Genomic DNA, 16,107 nt, shown 5'->3' with positions numbered 1-16,107 from the left:
GATGTGTACGACAGATTGGTATGGCATTGGCAGTCATCATCCCTATCAAAGATCGGCTTGAGATTAGTCAGTGTGTTGCGTCGCTGCTGTCGATTGAGGGGGTTGATCGGGTCGTCGTGTGTGATGGTGGTTCCACCGAACCCCGCTGTGTCGCGGCACTCCATTCGTTGCGTCACCTGCCACGAGTTGATGTGTTGCACTTGCCGATCGCAGGATTTAACAAATCGTGGTTGATTAATCAGGGGATTCAGTACACAACAGAACAAGAAGAAATTTTGTTAATTTCGGATGCTGATATTGTGTGGAACGCAGTCACGATTGAGCAGTTGATCACAACTGTGACGACTCATTCCAACACGATCGCTTGTGTTCAGCACGTGATTGAATCGAATCCAACCGCTGTATCGTTGAGGCGCGATCGCTACACCTATCGAATGCAAACCACCGCAACAGAAGTGATTGTTGAGATCGTGCCCATTCAGCTTGAAACACAGGGATTTTCTCAGGTTGGCGATCGCCCCGGATGCGGGTTGATTTGTGCTCGACGAGATACGGTGTTGCAACTCGGAGGCTATAAGGAACAGTTCCAGGGGTGGGGATGGGAGGATCAGGATTTGCTGATTCGGGCGAGTATTTTGGGAATGACAATTCAAGGGTGCGGAACCGTGCTGCATTTGTCCCACGATGATACGACTCGCAATCAACATTGGGGTGGGTTGGAACCGAGCCACACCCGAAATTGCAATATCGTTGCCTGTGTGCGATCGCTCGCTCATCAAGAATTATTGGGCGACTTACCTGTGACCCTACGACCTGAGCTACGCTATTTCAAACCAATCACCGTGCGGTTGCCGATGACTCTGTTGTGAACTCATATCATGTGTACACTCTGACTCTAATCTTCCTAACTCATCCACCCCGTCCTCCACTCCTCACACCCTCTCCTGAGCATGACCATTAAACTCTCGTTACTCGTGACCTACCGTCGGCGCAAATCCCATCTTGAAACTCAACTGAACTGGTGGAGAGCGCACCCCGAACTAGCTCAGTTTTGCGAATTGGTGTTGGTCGAAGTGGATGAAACACCATCACTCTGGATTCAAACGGCAATTCGCAATATCTCAGTCAATTATCACTTCTGTGAGGGATCAGGGGTGTTTCACAAGACGAAAGCTCTCAACGTGGGATTGAGTATGGCGCAGGGCAAATGGATTGCTCCCTTTGATGTGGACTTGATTCCGGTGGGGGATAGTCTGACCTGTCATCTGCGAATTGCAGCGAATTCTCCCTCGCTGTTAGTGACCGGATATCGGGTGATGTCAACCTCGGAGATGATTAACGTGCAGGAGTTAGATGCGGAGTTGGTGCAGGCTGCGATCGCCCCAGAAGATATGCCCACTGCGCTGTGGAAGCACCTGATCCGGGGAGAGCGGTTTGGAGTGGTTCCCTTTTTTCAACGCGATCGCTTGCTGCAAATTGGCGGGTGGGATGAGGCGTTCGTCGGGTGGGGTGGCGAAGATCAGGATGTGATCGAGCGATATTTGGAGCGGGATTGCCATCTATGTCGTTGTCCAGAATTGGTCTATCTACACCTGTGGCACGATCGCGACCCGCATTGGACGGAACCCAACCTGATCGAACAAAATCGGCAATACTACTACGCGAATCGTCATTCTTAAACGTGTTCAAGTTTGTCGTGGAGCCAGTAGGTTTGTAGTGTCCCCTTGCCTTTGAGGTCAATTAAGCCTCGCGGCTCAAAGCGAAACTGGGTTTTGAGCAATTCATCCGTCGATGCGGAAACTTGAATTTTGCCAGGTTCACTACTGGTTTGGATTCGACTGGCGGTGTTGACGGTATCGCCCCACAGGTCATAGCTAAATTTTTGCGTGCCGATTACGCCAGCGAGACTGGTTGTCTACCGAAGCGTTTTCAATGATGCTGCGATACTTCTCTTCAGCCCGTTGACGAGCGTAGACGTCTTGCTGGAGTTGGGCGTTTTTGGTTTCTAGTTGTCTTTGTAGGGTGCGAATTTTGAGTTGATGTTGTACCCGGATCAAAAATTCCTGAATTCTGAAGGGTTTGGTGATGTAATCGACGCCACCCGCCTCGAACCCTTTGACCTTATCCTCGATTTTATTAGAGGCACTGATAAACAGAATTGGAATGTCACGGGTTTGGGGCGATCGCTTCAGTGCACTACACACCTCAAACCCATTCATCTCTGCCATGCGAATGTCTAGCAGAATCAGATCGGGTAACTGAGCTTTAATTGTGCGTAGAGCGATCGCACCACTCGTTGCTTGTCGGACGGTGTAATTTTCTTTTTGTAGCAGTAAAGAAAGAGTAGAAATATTATCGAGGTTATCGTCTACAACTAAGATGAGGTCTTTTTTACCAATTTGTTCACTTCTACAACTCGTCGTAAATAAGGGGGCAATTTGGGGTGCAGGGGTGGAACCCCTGGCTGGGGGCACAGCTCCCACATCCCCCTTATTGCCAAACCCTATCTGTGAAAGCAGTTCTTACAGCAATTTTCATTTGTATATGCCACAGCGATTGGTTGCATCTGTTTGCATCGCTTGAATTCGCAGACGTTCGCTGTGTAGCACTCGTCTGAAAACCGCCGTAGACCGAGTAAGCTGGAGGAAAGCTAAACTGGTTTGGCAGACCCAGTTGTGCAACGTCAGACTGTATTTCCCATTCCCTGCTCTATGCCGATCGCTTCACCGTTTTTGCGCCGTGTTAAGGTCAACCTTCCTCTGCGATGGGTATTAGTCATTCCCTTTGTAGTGCAAACCGTAGGTGCAGTAGCCCTGGTGGGTTATCTGTCTTACCGCAGTGGAGAGCAAGCCGTCGAAAACCTGGCGAATCAATTGTTGCGGCAGACCTCAGAACGAGTGGGCGATCGCCTCGATAGTTACTTACACGCGCCTCAGGAGATTGTCACAGTCAATCGCTTGGCAGTGGAGCAAGGAACGCTGAAGTTGGATAACTTAGAACAAGTAAGGCAGCAACTCTGGCAACAGATCCTTGCAAACCCCTCTCTTCCTGGCAATGGCTTTTGGCGTGAGGACGGCAGTGCCATCGGCTATGGACGAATTAATATAGAAACCTTACAAAAGTTTGTAGAACAAGCCTCTGGGCAAACGATTCCCCTGGAGACAGTTCTTTTTTACGAAATTAAACGTGGTCAGCGTCGATATTTCTGGGCAGATTCCCAGGGTAGACCGAGGGATTTGTTATATCAGTTTAGCGATGACTTTCGTACGTCTCCTTGGTATCGCGATGCCGAAAGGATGGATCAGCAAGGCTGGACGAGGGTGTTTCTGGCACGAATTGTTCCGGTTTTGCAAACATTCGCTGTGGCTCCAGTCCGGGATGTCAGTAGCAATGTGCAAGGTTTCTTTACAACTGGCTATTTCTTGCCGGAGATTGGTCTATTTCTCAATCAACTTGAGTTTTCTCCTAACGGGCAGGTGTTTATCATTGAGCGATCGGGCAATTTAATTGCTACGTCAGCTTTAAAGGAGGCATCGGGGATGCGTCAGGTCAACGGACAGCCCAATCGCCTATCTGTGGTGGATAGTCAGGATGACCAGACGCGGGAGATCGCGCAACAGCTACTGCGGCATTTTGGAGATTTTCGCCATATCAGCAGCACGCAACAACTCCGGTTGACGATTGCTGGTCAACGTGATTTTGTGCAGATCATTCCTTACCAGGATGAGTATGGACTGGATTGGCTGGTGGTCACGGTGATTCCAGAGTCCGATTTTATGGCGGAGATTCAAGCTAATACACGCAGTACCCTTGTGCTGTGTTTGCTCACGTTAGGGTTGGCGATCGCCTCTGGGTTGACCATTGCCAATCGCATTAGTACCCGTGTTGCGCGACTCAATCAAGCCAGCCAGAAGTTAGCCGAAGGTGATTTGACTCAAAACGTGCCGACCGATAGCCCGGTCACGGAAGTGCAAGATTTGGCGCAATCGTTTAACCAGATGGCGGAGCAACTGCGGCAGTTGTTTCAAACAGCCGTGGACGCAAAGGCAACCCGTCAAAGTGAAGCTCGACTTCAGCAGTTGGCAGCCGCTGTACCGGGCATGATTTATACCTATCTCCAATACCCGGATGGTTCCTACAGGTTTGGATACGTGAGTCCTGTCAGTCGCGACATTTTGGAGGTAGAGCCAGAGCAGATGATTGCAGATGCCAACACGGCTCTCAAACAAATTCATCCAGACGATCGCTCGGTTCACGATGCAGCCATGGCTTACAGCACGAAAACACTGGAGCCATTTACCCTGACGTTTCGCGTCATCACGCCTTCCGGTGCCGTTAAGTGGGTGGAGGCAAGTGCTCGCCCACTGCAACAGGACAACAACATCGTCACCTGGTATGGCATTTTGTTGGACATCAGCGATCGCAGACAGCTTGAACATGCCCTCCAAGCTTCTGAAGCCAAAGTCAAAGACATATTGAATAGCACAATCGCTGCGATTGCCAGTATGCGAGTTTTTCCCGATGGGAGATGGCAGATTGATCAGGTGTCGGCTGGATCTGAAGTGATTTCGGGGTTTACCGCTGAAGAATTGACTGTAGATAATAACCTCTGGGTCAATCAGATTCAGCCGGAAGATTGGCAGGCAATTGTGTCTCAAGTATTCAACAACGTCTTTGCAGAACGAACAGATACTTACGAATATCGACTGCGGCATAAAAATGGTGATCTGCGGTGGATTTCACAGTCCAATAATTCTCGCTGGAATGAGACTCAGCAATGTTGGGTCGTCACTGCAATTTCAGTAGACATTACCGATCGCAAACAGGCAGAACTGGCGTTGCAAGCTAAAACTGAAGAGCTCGATCGATTCTTCTCTGTTGCACTCGATTTACTTTGCATTGCCGATACCAACGGCTACTTCCGTCGCGTCAATCAACAATGGGAAAAGACCCTTGGCTATGACCTGGCAGAACTAGAGGGCAACCGATTTCTAGATTATGTGCATCCCGATGATCTAGACAGCACCCTTACGGAACTTGCATTCCTGACGGAGCAAGAAGCTAGCCTTAACTTTATCAACCGTTATCGCTGCAAGGACGGTTCCTACCGCTGGATTGAGTGGCGATCGTTCCCGGTTGGCGAACTGATTTACGCAGCAGCAAGAGATATCACCGATCGCAAATTAGCAGAAATTGCCCTGCGACAATACGAACGCATTATTGCAAGCACAACCGATGGCATTGCCCTGATTGATACTCAATACCGTTATCGGGTTGTTAATCAGACTTACCTAAGCTGGTACAACAGAAATGCTTCTGAAATCATTGGGCTGCTCGTTAGTGATATTGTAGGGCGAGATGTGTTTGAGCAGGTTATTCGTCCCTGTTACAGCCAATGTCTTGCAGGGCATACAGTCGAGCGCAACGAATGGTTTGAGCTACCTGCGTTGGGAAGGCAATTTTTTAGCATCACCTATGCTCCCTACACAAACGAACAGGGTGCTATTTCAGGGATTGTGGTCAGTCTCCGAGATATCACCTCCTTGAAGCAGATAGAACTTGCCCTTCGCCAGAGCGAGCAAAAATTTAAGGGAGCCTTTGACACGATCACAACCGGAATGGCATTGATCTCACTGGTAGGTGGATTTCAAGAGGTTAACTCTACGCTCTGTCAAATGCTGGGATATTCAGAAGAAACATTGTTAATGCTGGGATTGGAGGCAATCACTCATCCACTCGACCAACAGATTGACTCCGCTCTAGCCAATCAAATGATGGCGGGTGAAATTCCGGGCTATCAGGTCGAAAAACGATTTTTACACAAGGACGGACACTCCATCTGGGGATTGTTGAATATTGCTTTAATGCGGGATATGGACGATCGCCCCCTCTATCTGATTGCCCAGATCACTGATATTAGCGATCGCAAACAAGCTGAGTTAGAACTACAACGCCAGAAAGACCTGCGTGAAACAATTTATAACGAAGCAACTGATGCTCTCTTCCTGGTTGATCCCAATACCTTGCTGATTACAGATTGCAACCAACGGGCTGTAGAACTCTTTGAAGTCAACAACAAGACAGAATTAATTGGCATCGAAGGTCGTACGTTACAGCGGCGACCATTCACGTCAGAGGAGATCGCTCAGATCGTGGTGGAGATGCAACAAAAAGGATTTTGGAGCCGAGAAGTTGAATACATCACCCGTCAAGGGAATTTTTTCTGGGGCAACTTGGCGGCAAAACCAGTGCAAATTGCTGATCAACAGCTCAACTTAGTACGAGTTACCGATATTAGCGATCGCAAGCAGACAGAGCAAGCCCTGCAACAGGCAAAAGAAGCCGCAGAAGCCGCCAATCAGGCGAAGAGTATGTTTCTTGCCAACATGAGCCATGAACTGCGGACACCGCTCAACGCCATTCTGGGATTTGCTCAGTTAATGCAGCGTAACCCTGATATCTCGGCAAGCGATCGCGAATACATCGATCTAATTCACAACAGCGGTAACTCGTTGCTGAAGTTAATTAATGAAATTTTGGATCTATCTAAAATCGAATCTGGAAAACTCTCCCTTGAAAAGCAAGCGATTGACCTGTTCGAGCAACTCCACGCCATCCAGACAACCTTGAGTGAGCGAGCCAATCGCAAAAACTTACTTCTCCATCTCGATATCCTTCCCGAAGTGCCGCAATTCATCGTGGTAGATGCTCAAAAGTTAGAGCAAGTCCTGCTGAATCTCTTGAGCAATGCGATTAAATTTACTGACCAGGGTGGGGTTACGTTGCGCCTCAGTTTAGGGCATCGAGAACCGGAAACCGGGCAGGAGCTACCAGACTCGACCTACTCTGCACTCCCTACTTCCTATTTGCTCCACGTTGAAATAGAAGACACCGGAGTTGGCATTGCTCCCCAGGATTTGGATCTGATTTTTGATGCCTTTACTCAAACGGCGGCGGGACAACGAGTCCAGGAAGGAACCGGGTTAGGGTTGACGATTAGCCGTCGTTTAGTACAACTCATGGGAGGCGAGATTACGGCTCAGAGTCGTCTGGGACAAGGAAGTACGTTTGGGTTCACGATTCCAGTGGAGATTGTCACTGGAGAAACTATCCCATCTCCAGTGACAGATCGTCTCGTGATTGGGTTAGCTCCCGGTCAACCGGACTATCGAATTTTGGTGGTAGATGACCAGGCAGAGAATCGACTGCTACTCGTAAAGCTATTGAAACAGATTGGGTTTACTGTCGAGGAAGCGACGACAGGAGAGGAGGCTCTATCTCTCTGGCAGCAATGGCAACCCCACCTGGTCTGGATGGATATTCGCCTACCGGGAATGGATGGGTATGAAGTGACTCGGCAAATTCGAGCCTTAGAGAAACGGGAAACAGGAGAACAGGTTGAGGAAGCCGAGGGACAGGAGGGCAACCCACTCCCCTCCGACTCCCCACGCCCTACCATCATCATTGCTCTTACCGCTCAGGCACTGCCGGATGATCACGCCTGTGCTCTTGCTGCCGGGTGCAATGATTACATTAGTAAACCTTTTTCGGAGAAAATCCTATTCCGCAAGATGACGGAACATTTGGGGGTAGACTACATCTATTCCCAAAAAAGGAAAAGACGCAGCAGATGATAACTTGTGGCTCATTGACCCGTCTCTATCGGCAGAAGAGTTAGCTGTGATGCCTTTAGAGTGGATCAGTGCATTGCATAGAGCCTCCCTGTTATGTCAAGACGAAGCCGTCAATCAATTGCTGCAACAAATCCCTTCGGAATACGCTGTGCTGGCTCGTAAATTAGAGAGATTAACGCATAGCTTTGAGTTTCAGCCCATCATCGATGCATCGAGGATTTATCTTGATATAAAATAAGCTCTTTAAAATCCATGAATGCGTTATCTCCCGTTTTTAACTCTGTCGGTGCGATTAGTATTCTGATTGTGGATGACCAACCTGACAATCTACGAACCCTCTCCAAACTGCTCACTCAAGAAGGGTTCGTTGTCCGGCAGGCACTCAACGGACAGGCTGCTCTAAACACGGTGCAGGCGGATGTGCCCGATTTGATCCTGCTTGATATTCGTATGCCCATCATGGATGGCTATGAAATCTGCTCTCGACTCAAGGCAAATCGATTAACACAACATATCCCTGTAATTTTTTTAAGTGCTCTCAACGATGTGTTGGATAAGGCAAGAGCCTTCTCAATGGGGGGTGCAGATTACATTACAAAACCCTTTCAAATTGAGGAGGTTTTAGTCCGAATTCAACATCAACTGACCATTCGATCACAGCAACAACAACTGCTCAATCTCAATCAACGATTACAACATTTGAATGTTGATTTAGAACGTCGGGTTCAAGTACGCACGCTCGAACTGGAACAAGCCTTAACCCTGGAACGGACTCTAAAGCGCATTTCGGATGAAGTACGCGATACTCTGGATCAAAATCAAATTTTGCAAACAGTTGTTACAGAACTGGCAAAAGCGTTGGAGTGTCATTGTTGTAATGCGGTGCTCTATAGCCCCGATCGCCTCACCTCTACCGTTCGCTATGAGTATGTTCAACCGGGACAAGTGACAACGCAGGGACAAACGCTTTACATCGCAGATACCCCTAAGATCTACGAACAGTTACACCAACAGCACTGGTTTGCCTTTTGCCAAGTGCAACCCGCCTCCACCTCCGATCACTCGGCAATTTTGGCTTGCCCGATCTTTGATGATCAGGTTGAACGACACGGCATTTTAGGAGAACTGTGGATACTTAAGCCAATGCTTTCCAGTTTTAGTGAACAGGAAATTCATTTAGTGGAGCAAGTGGCGAATCAATGTGCGATCGCCCTCCGTCAGGCACAACTCTATGATGCCTCTCAAAACCAGATCAAGGAACTGGAGCGGCTCAATCAACTCAAAAATGATTTCCTCAGCACCATTTCTCATGAGTTACGCAGTCCCTTAGCAAATATGAAAATGGCATTGCAATTGATAGATGCTTTAACGTTTCAGGGACAAATTTTAGTAGAACAGTTATTACAATCTCCGACTTCTTCCAGCAAAGTTATTCAGTATTTTGAGATTCTTAAACAGGAGTGCGATCGCGAATTGCAACTTGTGAATGACCTCCTCGACTTACAGCATTTAGAAGCAGGGACTCATGCGCTGCAACCAACTACGATTAACTTGCATGGGTGGTTAAATCATATCGTTGAAGCTTTTTATCTACGCGCTCAAGAGCAACAACAACACTTACGACTGACGATTGATCCAGATCTCCCCGCACTGACAATTGACTTGCTCAGCTTAAGTCGAATTGTTACTGAATTGTTGATGAATGCCTGCAAATATACGCCAGCTCATGAAACAATTATGATCTCGGCTGACGTTAAGCAAGAGATTTTGTCGCTGCAAGTGTGTAATACGGGGGTTGAAATTGCACCCAAGGAACTGTCCCGCGTATTCGATAAGTTTTACCGCATTCCCAATAATGACCCCTGGAAGCATGGGGGTACGGGTTTAGGGTTGGCACTGACCAAAAAGTTAGTGGAACAACTAGATGGGGCGATCGAAGCCACCAGTCAAAACAACGTCACCTGTTTTACAGTACGATTGCCGTTGCGATCGCCCCGTCACTAACTCTGAACTTTTATCCCTAAGATTCCAGCGCACAATTGGGAAATCTACCCACTTTGTTAGCATCTACGATCGCATTACGACACTCTAACAAACTGGCTCCCGTGCGGCGTGATAACTCCCTCAGATCGATGATTGGATTATTGGATTGGGGTGCTTGCAAATACATCTCATACGCCACATCCAACACATTGGAGTTGAGCATCAAAGGCTTGACAGTGGCTTCTAATAACTCGAACATAGCCCGACATCCAGATTTATTAACAAATTTTTCTATAGCAACCGAGGGGTTGGTTAGGACGGGGTGCAGGGGAGGAACCCCTGGCTGGGAGCGTAGCCCCCACACCCCCTTGGATTAACTGTCTCGACACTTGCTACATATTGCATATATCGCAGAATAAAGGGGCGATCGGCTTCTACCTGGAGACAAATCTATGGGAAGGTCGCTTTCTGTCAGAGGGGGGAGTAAGGGGAAGAATGGTTGTGGGGTGTAGGGTAATACCAATTCAACCATAACGGTTACAGATTAGTGGTAGGGGCGTTTCGCGAAATGCCCCTACAGAGATATTGATGCGTAGCTCAAATTTTTAGAGATGGTAACCTGAGTTCGAGATCAGGAGTTTGGCGATTGAAACCGCCAGATGCTTAACCCGCATCGCCGTTAGGGTGCGGCTTGCGAGGTTTAGATGCCCGAAAAGACCGACTGGCGATCGGAATTGAGATTGGTGATGCAGGCAGCACAACCACACTGAGCGTAGCTGATGGGTTGCGAGGAGGCAGAATTGTTAGACCGATTTTGAGACGCTGCACCGTAGTTCACGGTGAAACGAATATCATCCAGAATCGCCAAATCAAGAACGGTTGGTAATATGCGCGTACCAGAGGCAACAAATGGATTCATCAGGGGTGCGCCACTGGTGCCAAACTCATAACCGGGGCGAATGTGAGAGCCATCACCCGATAGCGGAATTGAGTTGCCCCCGTTGTAAGCTCTGGCATTGATGCCTGTAAACGCTCCATTGACGACACGACTATTGAACTCGTTATCCACTCCCGAAAAACCGAGGGTATGCCCAATTTCATGCACAGCGACGGAGATAAAATCGAGCGTGTTGGCGGGAATGTCATCGGCAGTGTTGGGACTGGCATCAAAAAACCAGTTAGTAGACAGGTCAAACTCGATCGAAGCATTGGGATTGAATTCAGAGCTAGCCCAGGCTCTTCCGGCGGTAGTTCCACCCAACTCATCTGCCCTGACATTTAATGTCAGGTCAATTGCACCAAACAAGTCATTTTGAATGATCTTTTCCCAAATACTAGCAGCAGCTTCTAATGCAGCACGTCGCTGAGGGGTAAACCAGCCAATCGTATCACTGCTGTAATCAATGTCGATGTTGAACGGGCGGGTGTTGGGTAAGCCACTGATATTAACCGCATCCTGATCGAACGTGATACCCTGGTTGCTGTTGTTGGTTTCATCGGTTTCTCGGACTGCTCTCAAGGGGTCGATCGCCATGCCGATATAGTAGGTGCCATCGGTTTGCCAGAACAGATCATTGGCATCGGGGAGCGTTAACACAGTATTGAGGGTTCCGGTGCGGCTGTTGGCATTGAGAGCGGCAATATCGTAGTGACCTAAAAGGCGATCGCCCCTGGTGATTTGGGTATCGCTTGACAGATAGAAGTTGACCCGAAATGCTCCTACGGATTCAGTACCCACGTTTTGCAGTTGAAACTGTGTGGTAAATGAGGAACCTACACTGAGTGCATAGGGCGTGCTAAAAGCAGTTGCTACCAAATCTGCTGCGGGCAGATTGAGAGTCAGCGTGTAGTCACTGTTGCCCAACACCTGCACGTAATAGGTGCCTGCGGTTAAGTCCTGGGTAATGGAGGCAGTTGAACCAGACCCCGTGGCAAATTGTAGGGTTGAGTCGTTGCTGTCTAACAGAGCAATGCTCCCAACTGATTGTCCTAAACCGTTGAGGGCAAGTGACAAATTGATGTCTCGATTCAACGTGAAGCGGTAATAATCGCTGGTATTGCTAGAGCCGAGCCAATTGCTCACCGTTTGGGTTTGGGTCAGGGTTCCCAGATCCAAGGCTTGATTGGGAGTACTGCCTGCGCGGTCGGGGGTAGTGGTGATTGCCAGGGTGTAGTTGGTGTTGGGTTGTGCGGGAGCCGCTTCCAGTTGAATGTAGTAGGTTCCCGGTAGGAGTTCCCAACTCCATTGTTGCCCTGTATCGGTGGCAGTCCACTGACCCGCGATCGCTGCCCCATCTCGTTGGAGCAGTGACACCGAATTGATGCGGTTGTCGAGGTTGAGCGTCAGTTTGCTGAGTTGGGTCAGGTTAAAGCGGTAATAATCGCGTGGATCAGCCCCTCCGATCGCCTCTGTCAACGTACGATCGCCCGTCAGGATGCCGAGGTCACTCGCTTGAGTTGAGCTATTCCCCACGCGATCGACTACAGGTTCTTCAGGTATTGCAGTCGCGGAAACCCCTAACAGATATCGAGTGGCTACGCGACCCCGCCGAGCCGAAAACACCCGAATGAAATAGGTTCCAACCTCTAAAACTGTGTTGATTACTTTACGACTTCTGCCAGACCGTCGCGATCGCTGAATCACTCGCCCTGCCGCATCTAGCAGTTGAAGTTGTGCATCGGCGGTCGATGGTGTGAGCGAAATACTGTAGCTGCGGCGATCGCTCAGGTTAAGCCGGAAGTAGTCGTTGCGATCGGCCCCCCCGATCTGATCGCGATAGCGTCTAAAACCAACTCCCGCATCGATCGTGGTTGCCTGTCGGGGTGTGTTGCCAATACGGTCTACAGGCATAGCGATGGTAGATAAAGCAGTACTCATCAAGATTAGAATGGAGGGCGGGGTTCCACCCCTGGCTGGAGGCAAAAGCCCCCAACCCCCCTTCTCCCTGAGCCAGAGCGTAAGACTATCAAACGTTATCTATTATGACGTTCGTAGCTGTCTGAGGCATAACTTTTGTATCCATTTACACGATCTTTGAGAGTCTGTAAACCTTTAGAGATGGCTGCCTCAGGGTGGGAACAAAAAAATGTCCTATTCCTTCAACAAAGAGGCGATCGCTTCTACCAGATGATTTGGGTCAATAGGTTTTGCTAAATGAAGTTGAAATCCGGCTCGTAATGCCTGTTGTTGGTCGGTTTCGCTGGCATAGGCAGTCAGGGCGATCGCGGGAACCTTGGCATATTCCGGGAGTTGATGACGTACCTGATGCAAGAGGGTATACCCATTCACTTCGGGCATTCCAATATCGCTGATGATCAGGTGTGGTTGAAACTCGCGTAACGTTGCTAATGCCTGAGTGGCGGAGGCTGCCGATCGCACAATTGCCTGATGCTCCTGCAAAATCACCGTGACCAGATCCCGCGCATCGGTTTCATCATCCACCACTAAGATGCGGGTTTGATGCAGTGGCGAGGTGTAAGTAAGCAGGGGGTGCTCTGGCTCATGAGACGGAGGGTTGGTGGGTTGCGCCTGAGAGATGGGAATCCGCACCTTAAATGAGGCTCCCTGCCCCTCTCCAGCACTGTAGACATCGATTGTGCCTCCATGAAGCTCGGTCAGATGTCGAACGATCGCCAGTCCCAATCCTAAGCCCCCAAAGCGACGGGTCGTGGTGCTGTCTTCCTGGCGAAAGTAGTCGAAAACATGGGGCAAAAATTCTGGTCGAATGCCTTTGCCTGTATCGCTGACGGTGATTTGAGCGTGGGTAAGAAGGGGGAATCTGGAGTGTGACACGTAAGGGGGTTTCCCAGGCTCTCCCCAGTCCTCATTGGCTACTTTCTCCAGTCTCACGTCAACCCGCCCACCCGATGGCGTGAACTTAATCGCGTTTGAGAGCAAATTCCAGATGATCTGCTGTAATCGCCCTGCGTCGCCCATTACAGGTTCAACATCGGCAGCAAAGGAGGTGTGAATTTGAATCCCCTTTGCCTCAGCCGCCAACCGCACGGTTTCAAGAGCCGCTCTGATAGTGGCTTTGAGATCGACATCCGCCACATTGAGGATCATCTTGCCCTGCAAAATGCGGGACACATCCAGCAAGTCTTCAATCAGTTGGGTTTGTAGTTTGGCATTGCGCTCAATCGTATCCAGGGCGCGATCGCGCGTAGCCGTATCAAAGTTACGGGTCTTGAGCAGTTTTGTCCATCCGAGAATAGGGTTGAGGGGCGATCGCAACTCGTGGGAGAGCACCGCTAAAAACTCGTCCTTGATACGGTTGGCTTCTTCAGCTTTGGCGCGATCGCGTTGTGCCAGGTTGTACAGTTGCGCGTTTTCGACGGCAAGGGCAGCCCGTCGTCCCAATTCTTCTGCTAACGCCAGATCGATCTGATCGTAGTGTCGCCCCGACTCTGCGCTGGTAAAGGTGATTGCTCCCAGCGTCCGCTCATGCACCTTGATGGGCACGATCATCACCGAACTGAAGCCCACCTCACGGAGCAACTGCAAATGATATTCGTCTCGTGCGGCTTCAACTAACAGCGCATCGGGGATATCCGAATAAATCTCAGACTTGCCTGTGCGAATCACTTGAGGGACTCCAAGGGGTTCATCGGGGTTGTAGGGATACCGTTGTTGCAACTCCTGTGCCCAGGCAACTTTTTTAGGATTGACGTGCGTCACAATTAGCGGGCGCGTCTGACTGTCTTCATCTTGAATGTAGACGCTGCACCAGTCTGCTAGAGCAGGCACAGCCAGTTCGGCAATGCTGGTGAGCGTGACTTGATAGTCGAGGGATGAGGCGAGCACATTGCCAGACTCAGCTAAAAAGCGGCGTGCCTCTTGCAGACGAAATCGTTCTGTCTCGTCGAGCACGTAGATCAACACCGATTCCACCTGGTCATCATTTTGCAGAATGGGCAGGTAATAGACTTTGTAGTATCCCGGACGGCGATCGCTGCGTCTGGGTACGTTGATCGCTAAATGCGGCGATGTAAAGGGGGTGCCTGTGCTGTAGATGCGCTGAAACAGTTCTACGAGAGCAGGGTCAGCTTGACCAAACAAGTCTGAAATTGTCTGTCCTAGATGTTCTTCCTGGCTCATGCCATTGATCTCAGCTAGAGCTTCGTTAATGGCGATAAACCGTTGCTCAGCGTCTAGAAAGCCGATACCAACGGGGGAAGTTTCAAAAATCGAAATGAGTTGCTGCTGTGCCCGCTCTGCTTCGGCTCTGGCTTGTTGCTCTCGCTCTAACAGTTGAGCACGTTCGACTTCGGCTTTGACGCGATGGGTGATGTCAAAACTCCACCCAATGATGCGAGTGACGTTGCCGTGGCGATCGCGCTCGATAACGGCTCTGTCCCAAACATGGCGATATTGCCCGTCTCGGTGGCGCACCCGATATTCGTTAGTGAAGTGGCTTTTGCCTGTCATTAAGGCATCGTGAGCGATCGCAGTCAGTTTCTCGATATCGTCGGGATGAACGTGTTGATTCCACCAGTCGATGGTGGGTTCTGCCTCATCGGGATGGTAGCCGATCAAGTCAACGAGGCCTTGCGATCGCTCAATGTGATTCGTCTCTGCGTTCCATTCATACAACACCCCACGCACCGCGGCAGAGGCGAGTTCAAACCGTTCGTTAGCTTGCACCAGAGCCGCCTCGGTACGTTTGCGCTCAGTGACATCAACGAAGGCACTGACGGCTCCACGGGGTTTGCCCATCTCATCAAACAGAGGAGCGGAGTAGCCAAATAACTTGAAAATGGCTCCATCCGATCGAACGATGTCGATGTTGATGTCGTGGATCGTTGTTCCGGTGTTGATGGCGCGTTGCAGAGGTAGTTCTTCTGGCAACAGTTCTCGCCCATCACAACACAACTTAAACGTGGGCAAATCTGCTATCTCTAATGGGGTTTGAGAAGCGTTGCGTCGGGGTGGAACTCCCAACAGCTTGATTAGGGGCGGATTGGCGCGAACGTAGTGACAATCGGGATCTTCGGCGATCGCAATGCAAATTGGAATGACATCAAACAGTGTTTGTAGCTCTTCGACGCGACGCTGCAAGCTCCGGTTTAACAGCATAATTGCTGCTTCAGAGTCTTGATCTTCGTCTTCGATCGGCTCATCGGGTGGGGCAGACATCCCATTCGAGATCGCGTCATGGCAGGATTGCCCCGCAGAGCGATCGCTCTGTAGGCTACGTGCAAACTGCTCAACTAACTCAGATTGAGAAACGCCCTGCCGCTCAGCTGCCTCTGTTAATCGCTGCCAGGCAGCGTGACTTAACGATAAGCTGACCTGTTTTGCAGGGTCTGAATCGCGATCGCTAATAGCTTGGTCGGTTGAGCTACGTTGCATGAAGCATTTCCGTATACGTACGCGCAATTAGCTCACATGGTAAGCTGACTCGATTTATTCGGAAAATCTGTCTTAAGGAGTAGTTCTACATATTCCTTAAAAAATAGTTGAGCATAGCCCACACAGCTTGTTCCCTTT

Annotated in this window: 10 protein-coding genes; 5 read left to right on the top strand and 5 right to left on the bottom strand. The window is 49.7% G+C overall.

What is annotated here, in order from left to right; all coding sequences use genetic code 11:
- Positions 1 to 20: 20 nt before the first annotated feature.
- Together H6G89_RS27400 and H6G89_RS27395 are read left to right on the top strand one after the other, a co-directional pair.
- Entirely contained in the window at positions 21 to 869 is an 849-nt protein-coding gene (locus H6G89_RS27400; protein WP_190512619.1) for a glycosyltransferase family 2 protein, read from the top strand.
- Between the two features lie 81 nt (positions 870 to 950).
- Entirely contained in the window at positions 951 to 1,679 is a 729-nt protein-coding gene (locus H6G89_RS27395; RefSeq protein WP_199336958.1) for a galactosyltransferase-related protein, read from the top strand.
- Here H6G89_RS27395 and H6G89_RS27390 read toward each other — a convergent pair.
- The gene (locus H6G89_RS27390) at positions 1,676 to 1,867 is read right to left on the bottom strand and encodes an adenylate/guanylate cyclase domain-containing protein (protein WP_199336971.1); all 192 of its coding nucleotides are present in this window, start codon (positions 1,865 to 1,867) and stop codon (positions 1,676 to 1,678) included. The two genes, H6G89_RS27395 and H6G89_RS27390, sit on opposite strands and share 4 nt — an antisense overlap.
- A gap of 7 nt (positions 1,868 to 1,874) precedes the next feature.
- Positions 1,875 to 2,474, bottom strand: a complete 600-nt coding sequence (locus H6G89_RS27385) for a response regulator (protein WP_190512617.1) — start codon at positions 2,472 to 2,474, stop codon at positions 1,875 to 1,877.
- A 186-nt stretch (positions 2,475 to 2,660) separates the two neighbouring features.
- On the opposite strand from H6G89_RS27385, the gene H6G89_RS27380 reads away from it, so the two are divergent.
- From H6G89_RS27380 to H6G89_RS27370, 3 genes are read left to right on the top strand one after another with little or no spacing between them, the layout of a single operon-like run.
- On the top strand, positions 2,661 to 7,634 hold the full coding sequence (locus H6G89_RS27380; RefSeq protein ID WP_190512615.1) for a PAS domain S-box protein: 4,974 nt from the start codon (positions 2,661 to 2,663) through the stop codon (positions 7,632 to 7,634).
- Positions 7,635 to 7,638: 4 nt separating this feature from the next.
- A complete protein-coding gene (locus H6G89_RS27375; protein ID WP_190512613.1) occupies positions 7,639 to 7,872 on the top strand; it encodes a hypothetical protein in 234 nt (77 codons plus the stop codon).
- 14 nt (positions 7,873 to 7,886) lie between these two features.
- Positions 7,887 to 9,638, top strand: coding sequence for a response regulator (locus H6G89_RS27370; RefSeq protein ID WP_190512611.1), 1,752 nt, complete (start codon positions 7,887 to 7,889; stop codon positions 9,636 to 9,638).
- Between the two features lie 16 nt (positions 9,639 to 9,654).
- Here the strand turns inward: H6G89_RS27370 and H6G89_RS27365 are convergent, their stop codons facing one another.
- The 3 genes from H6G89_RS27365 to H6G89_RS27355 all read right to left on the bottom strand — a co-directional run bounded on the left by H6G89_RS27365 (position 9,655) and on the right by H6G89_RS27355 (position 15,969).
- The gene (locus tag H6G89_RS27365) at positions 9,655 to 9,876 is read right to left on the bottom strand and encodes a hypothetical protein (protein ID WP_190512609.1); all 222 of its coding nucleotides are present in this window, start codon (positions 9,874 to 9,876) and stop codon (positions 9,655 to 9,657) included.
- 441 nt (positions 9,877 to 10,317) lie between these two features.
- The gene (locus tag H6G89_RS27360) at positions 10,318 to 12,468 is read right to left on the bottom strand and encodes a CARDB domain-containing protein (RefSeq protein ID WP_190512607.1); all 2,151 of its coding nucleotides are present in this window, start codon (positions 12,466 to 12,468) and stop codon (positions 10,318 to 10,320) included.
- Between the two features lie 240 nt (positions 12,469 to 12,708).
- Positions 12,709 to 15,969, bottom strand: a complete 3,261-nt coding sequence (locus H6G89_RS27355; protein ID WP_190512606.1) for an ATP-binding protein — start codon at positions 15,967 to 15,969, stop codon at positions 12,709 to 12,711.
- Positions 15,970 to 16,107 lie beyond the last annotated feature (138 nt).

This window comes from Oscillatoria sp. FACHB-1407, from assembly GCF_014697545.1.
In the GTDB taxonomy this organism is placed as follows: Bacteria; Cyanobacteriota; Cyanobacteriia; order Elainellales; family Elainellaceae; genus FACHB-1407.
This window is presented reverse-complemented; position numbering and strand designations above follow the sequence as displayed.

What these genes read in the sequence shown, in the direction of transcription:
- H6G89_RS27360 (WP_190512607.1), bottom strand. Translation starts at nt 12,468, where the DNA reads ATGCCTGTAGACCGTATTGGCAACACACCCCGACAGGCAACCACGATC.
- H6G89_RS27395 (WP_199336958.1), top strand. Translation starts at nt 951, where the DNA reads ATGACCATTAAACTCTCGTTACTCGTGACCTACCGTCGGCGCAAATCC.
- H6G89_RS27400 (WP_190512619.1), top strand. Translation starts at nt 21, where the DNA reads ATGGCATTGGCAGTCATCATCCCTATCAAAGATCGGCTTGAGATTAGT.
- H6G89_RS27370 (WP_190512611.1), top strand. Translation starts at nt 7,887, where the DNA reads ATGAATGCGTTATCTCCCGTTTTTAACTCTGTCGGTGCGATTAGTATT.
- H6G89_RS27365 (WP_190512609.1), bottom strand. Translation starts at nt 9,876, where the DNA reads ATGTTCGAGTTATTAGAAGCCACTGTCAAGCCTTTGATGCTCAACTCC.
- H6G89_RS27355 (WP_190512606.1), bottom strand. Translation starts at nt 15,969, where the DNA reads ATGCAACGTAGCTCAACCGACCAAGCTATTAGCGATCGCGATTCAGAC.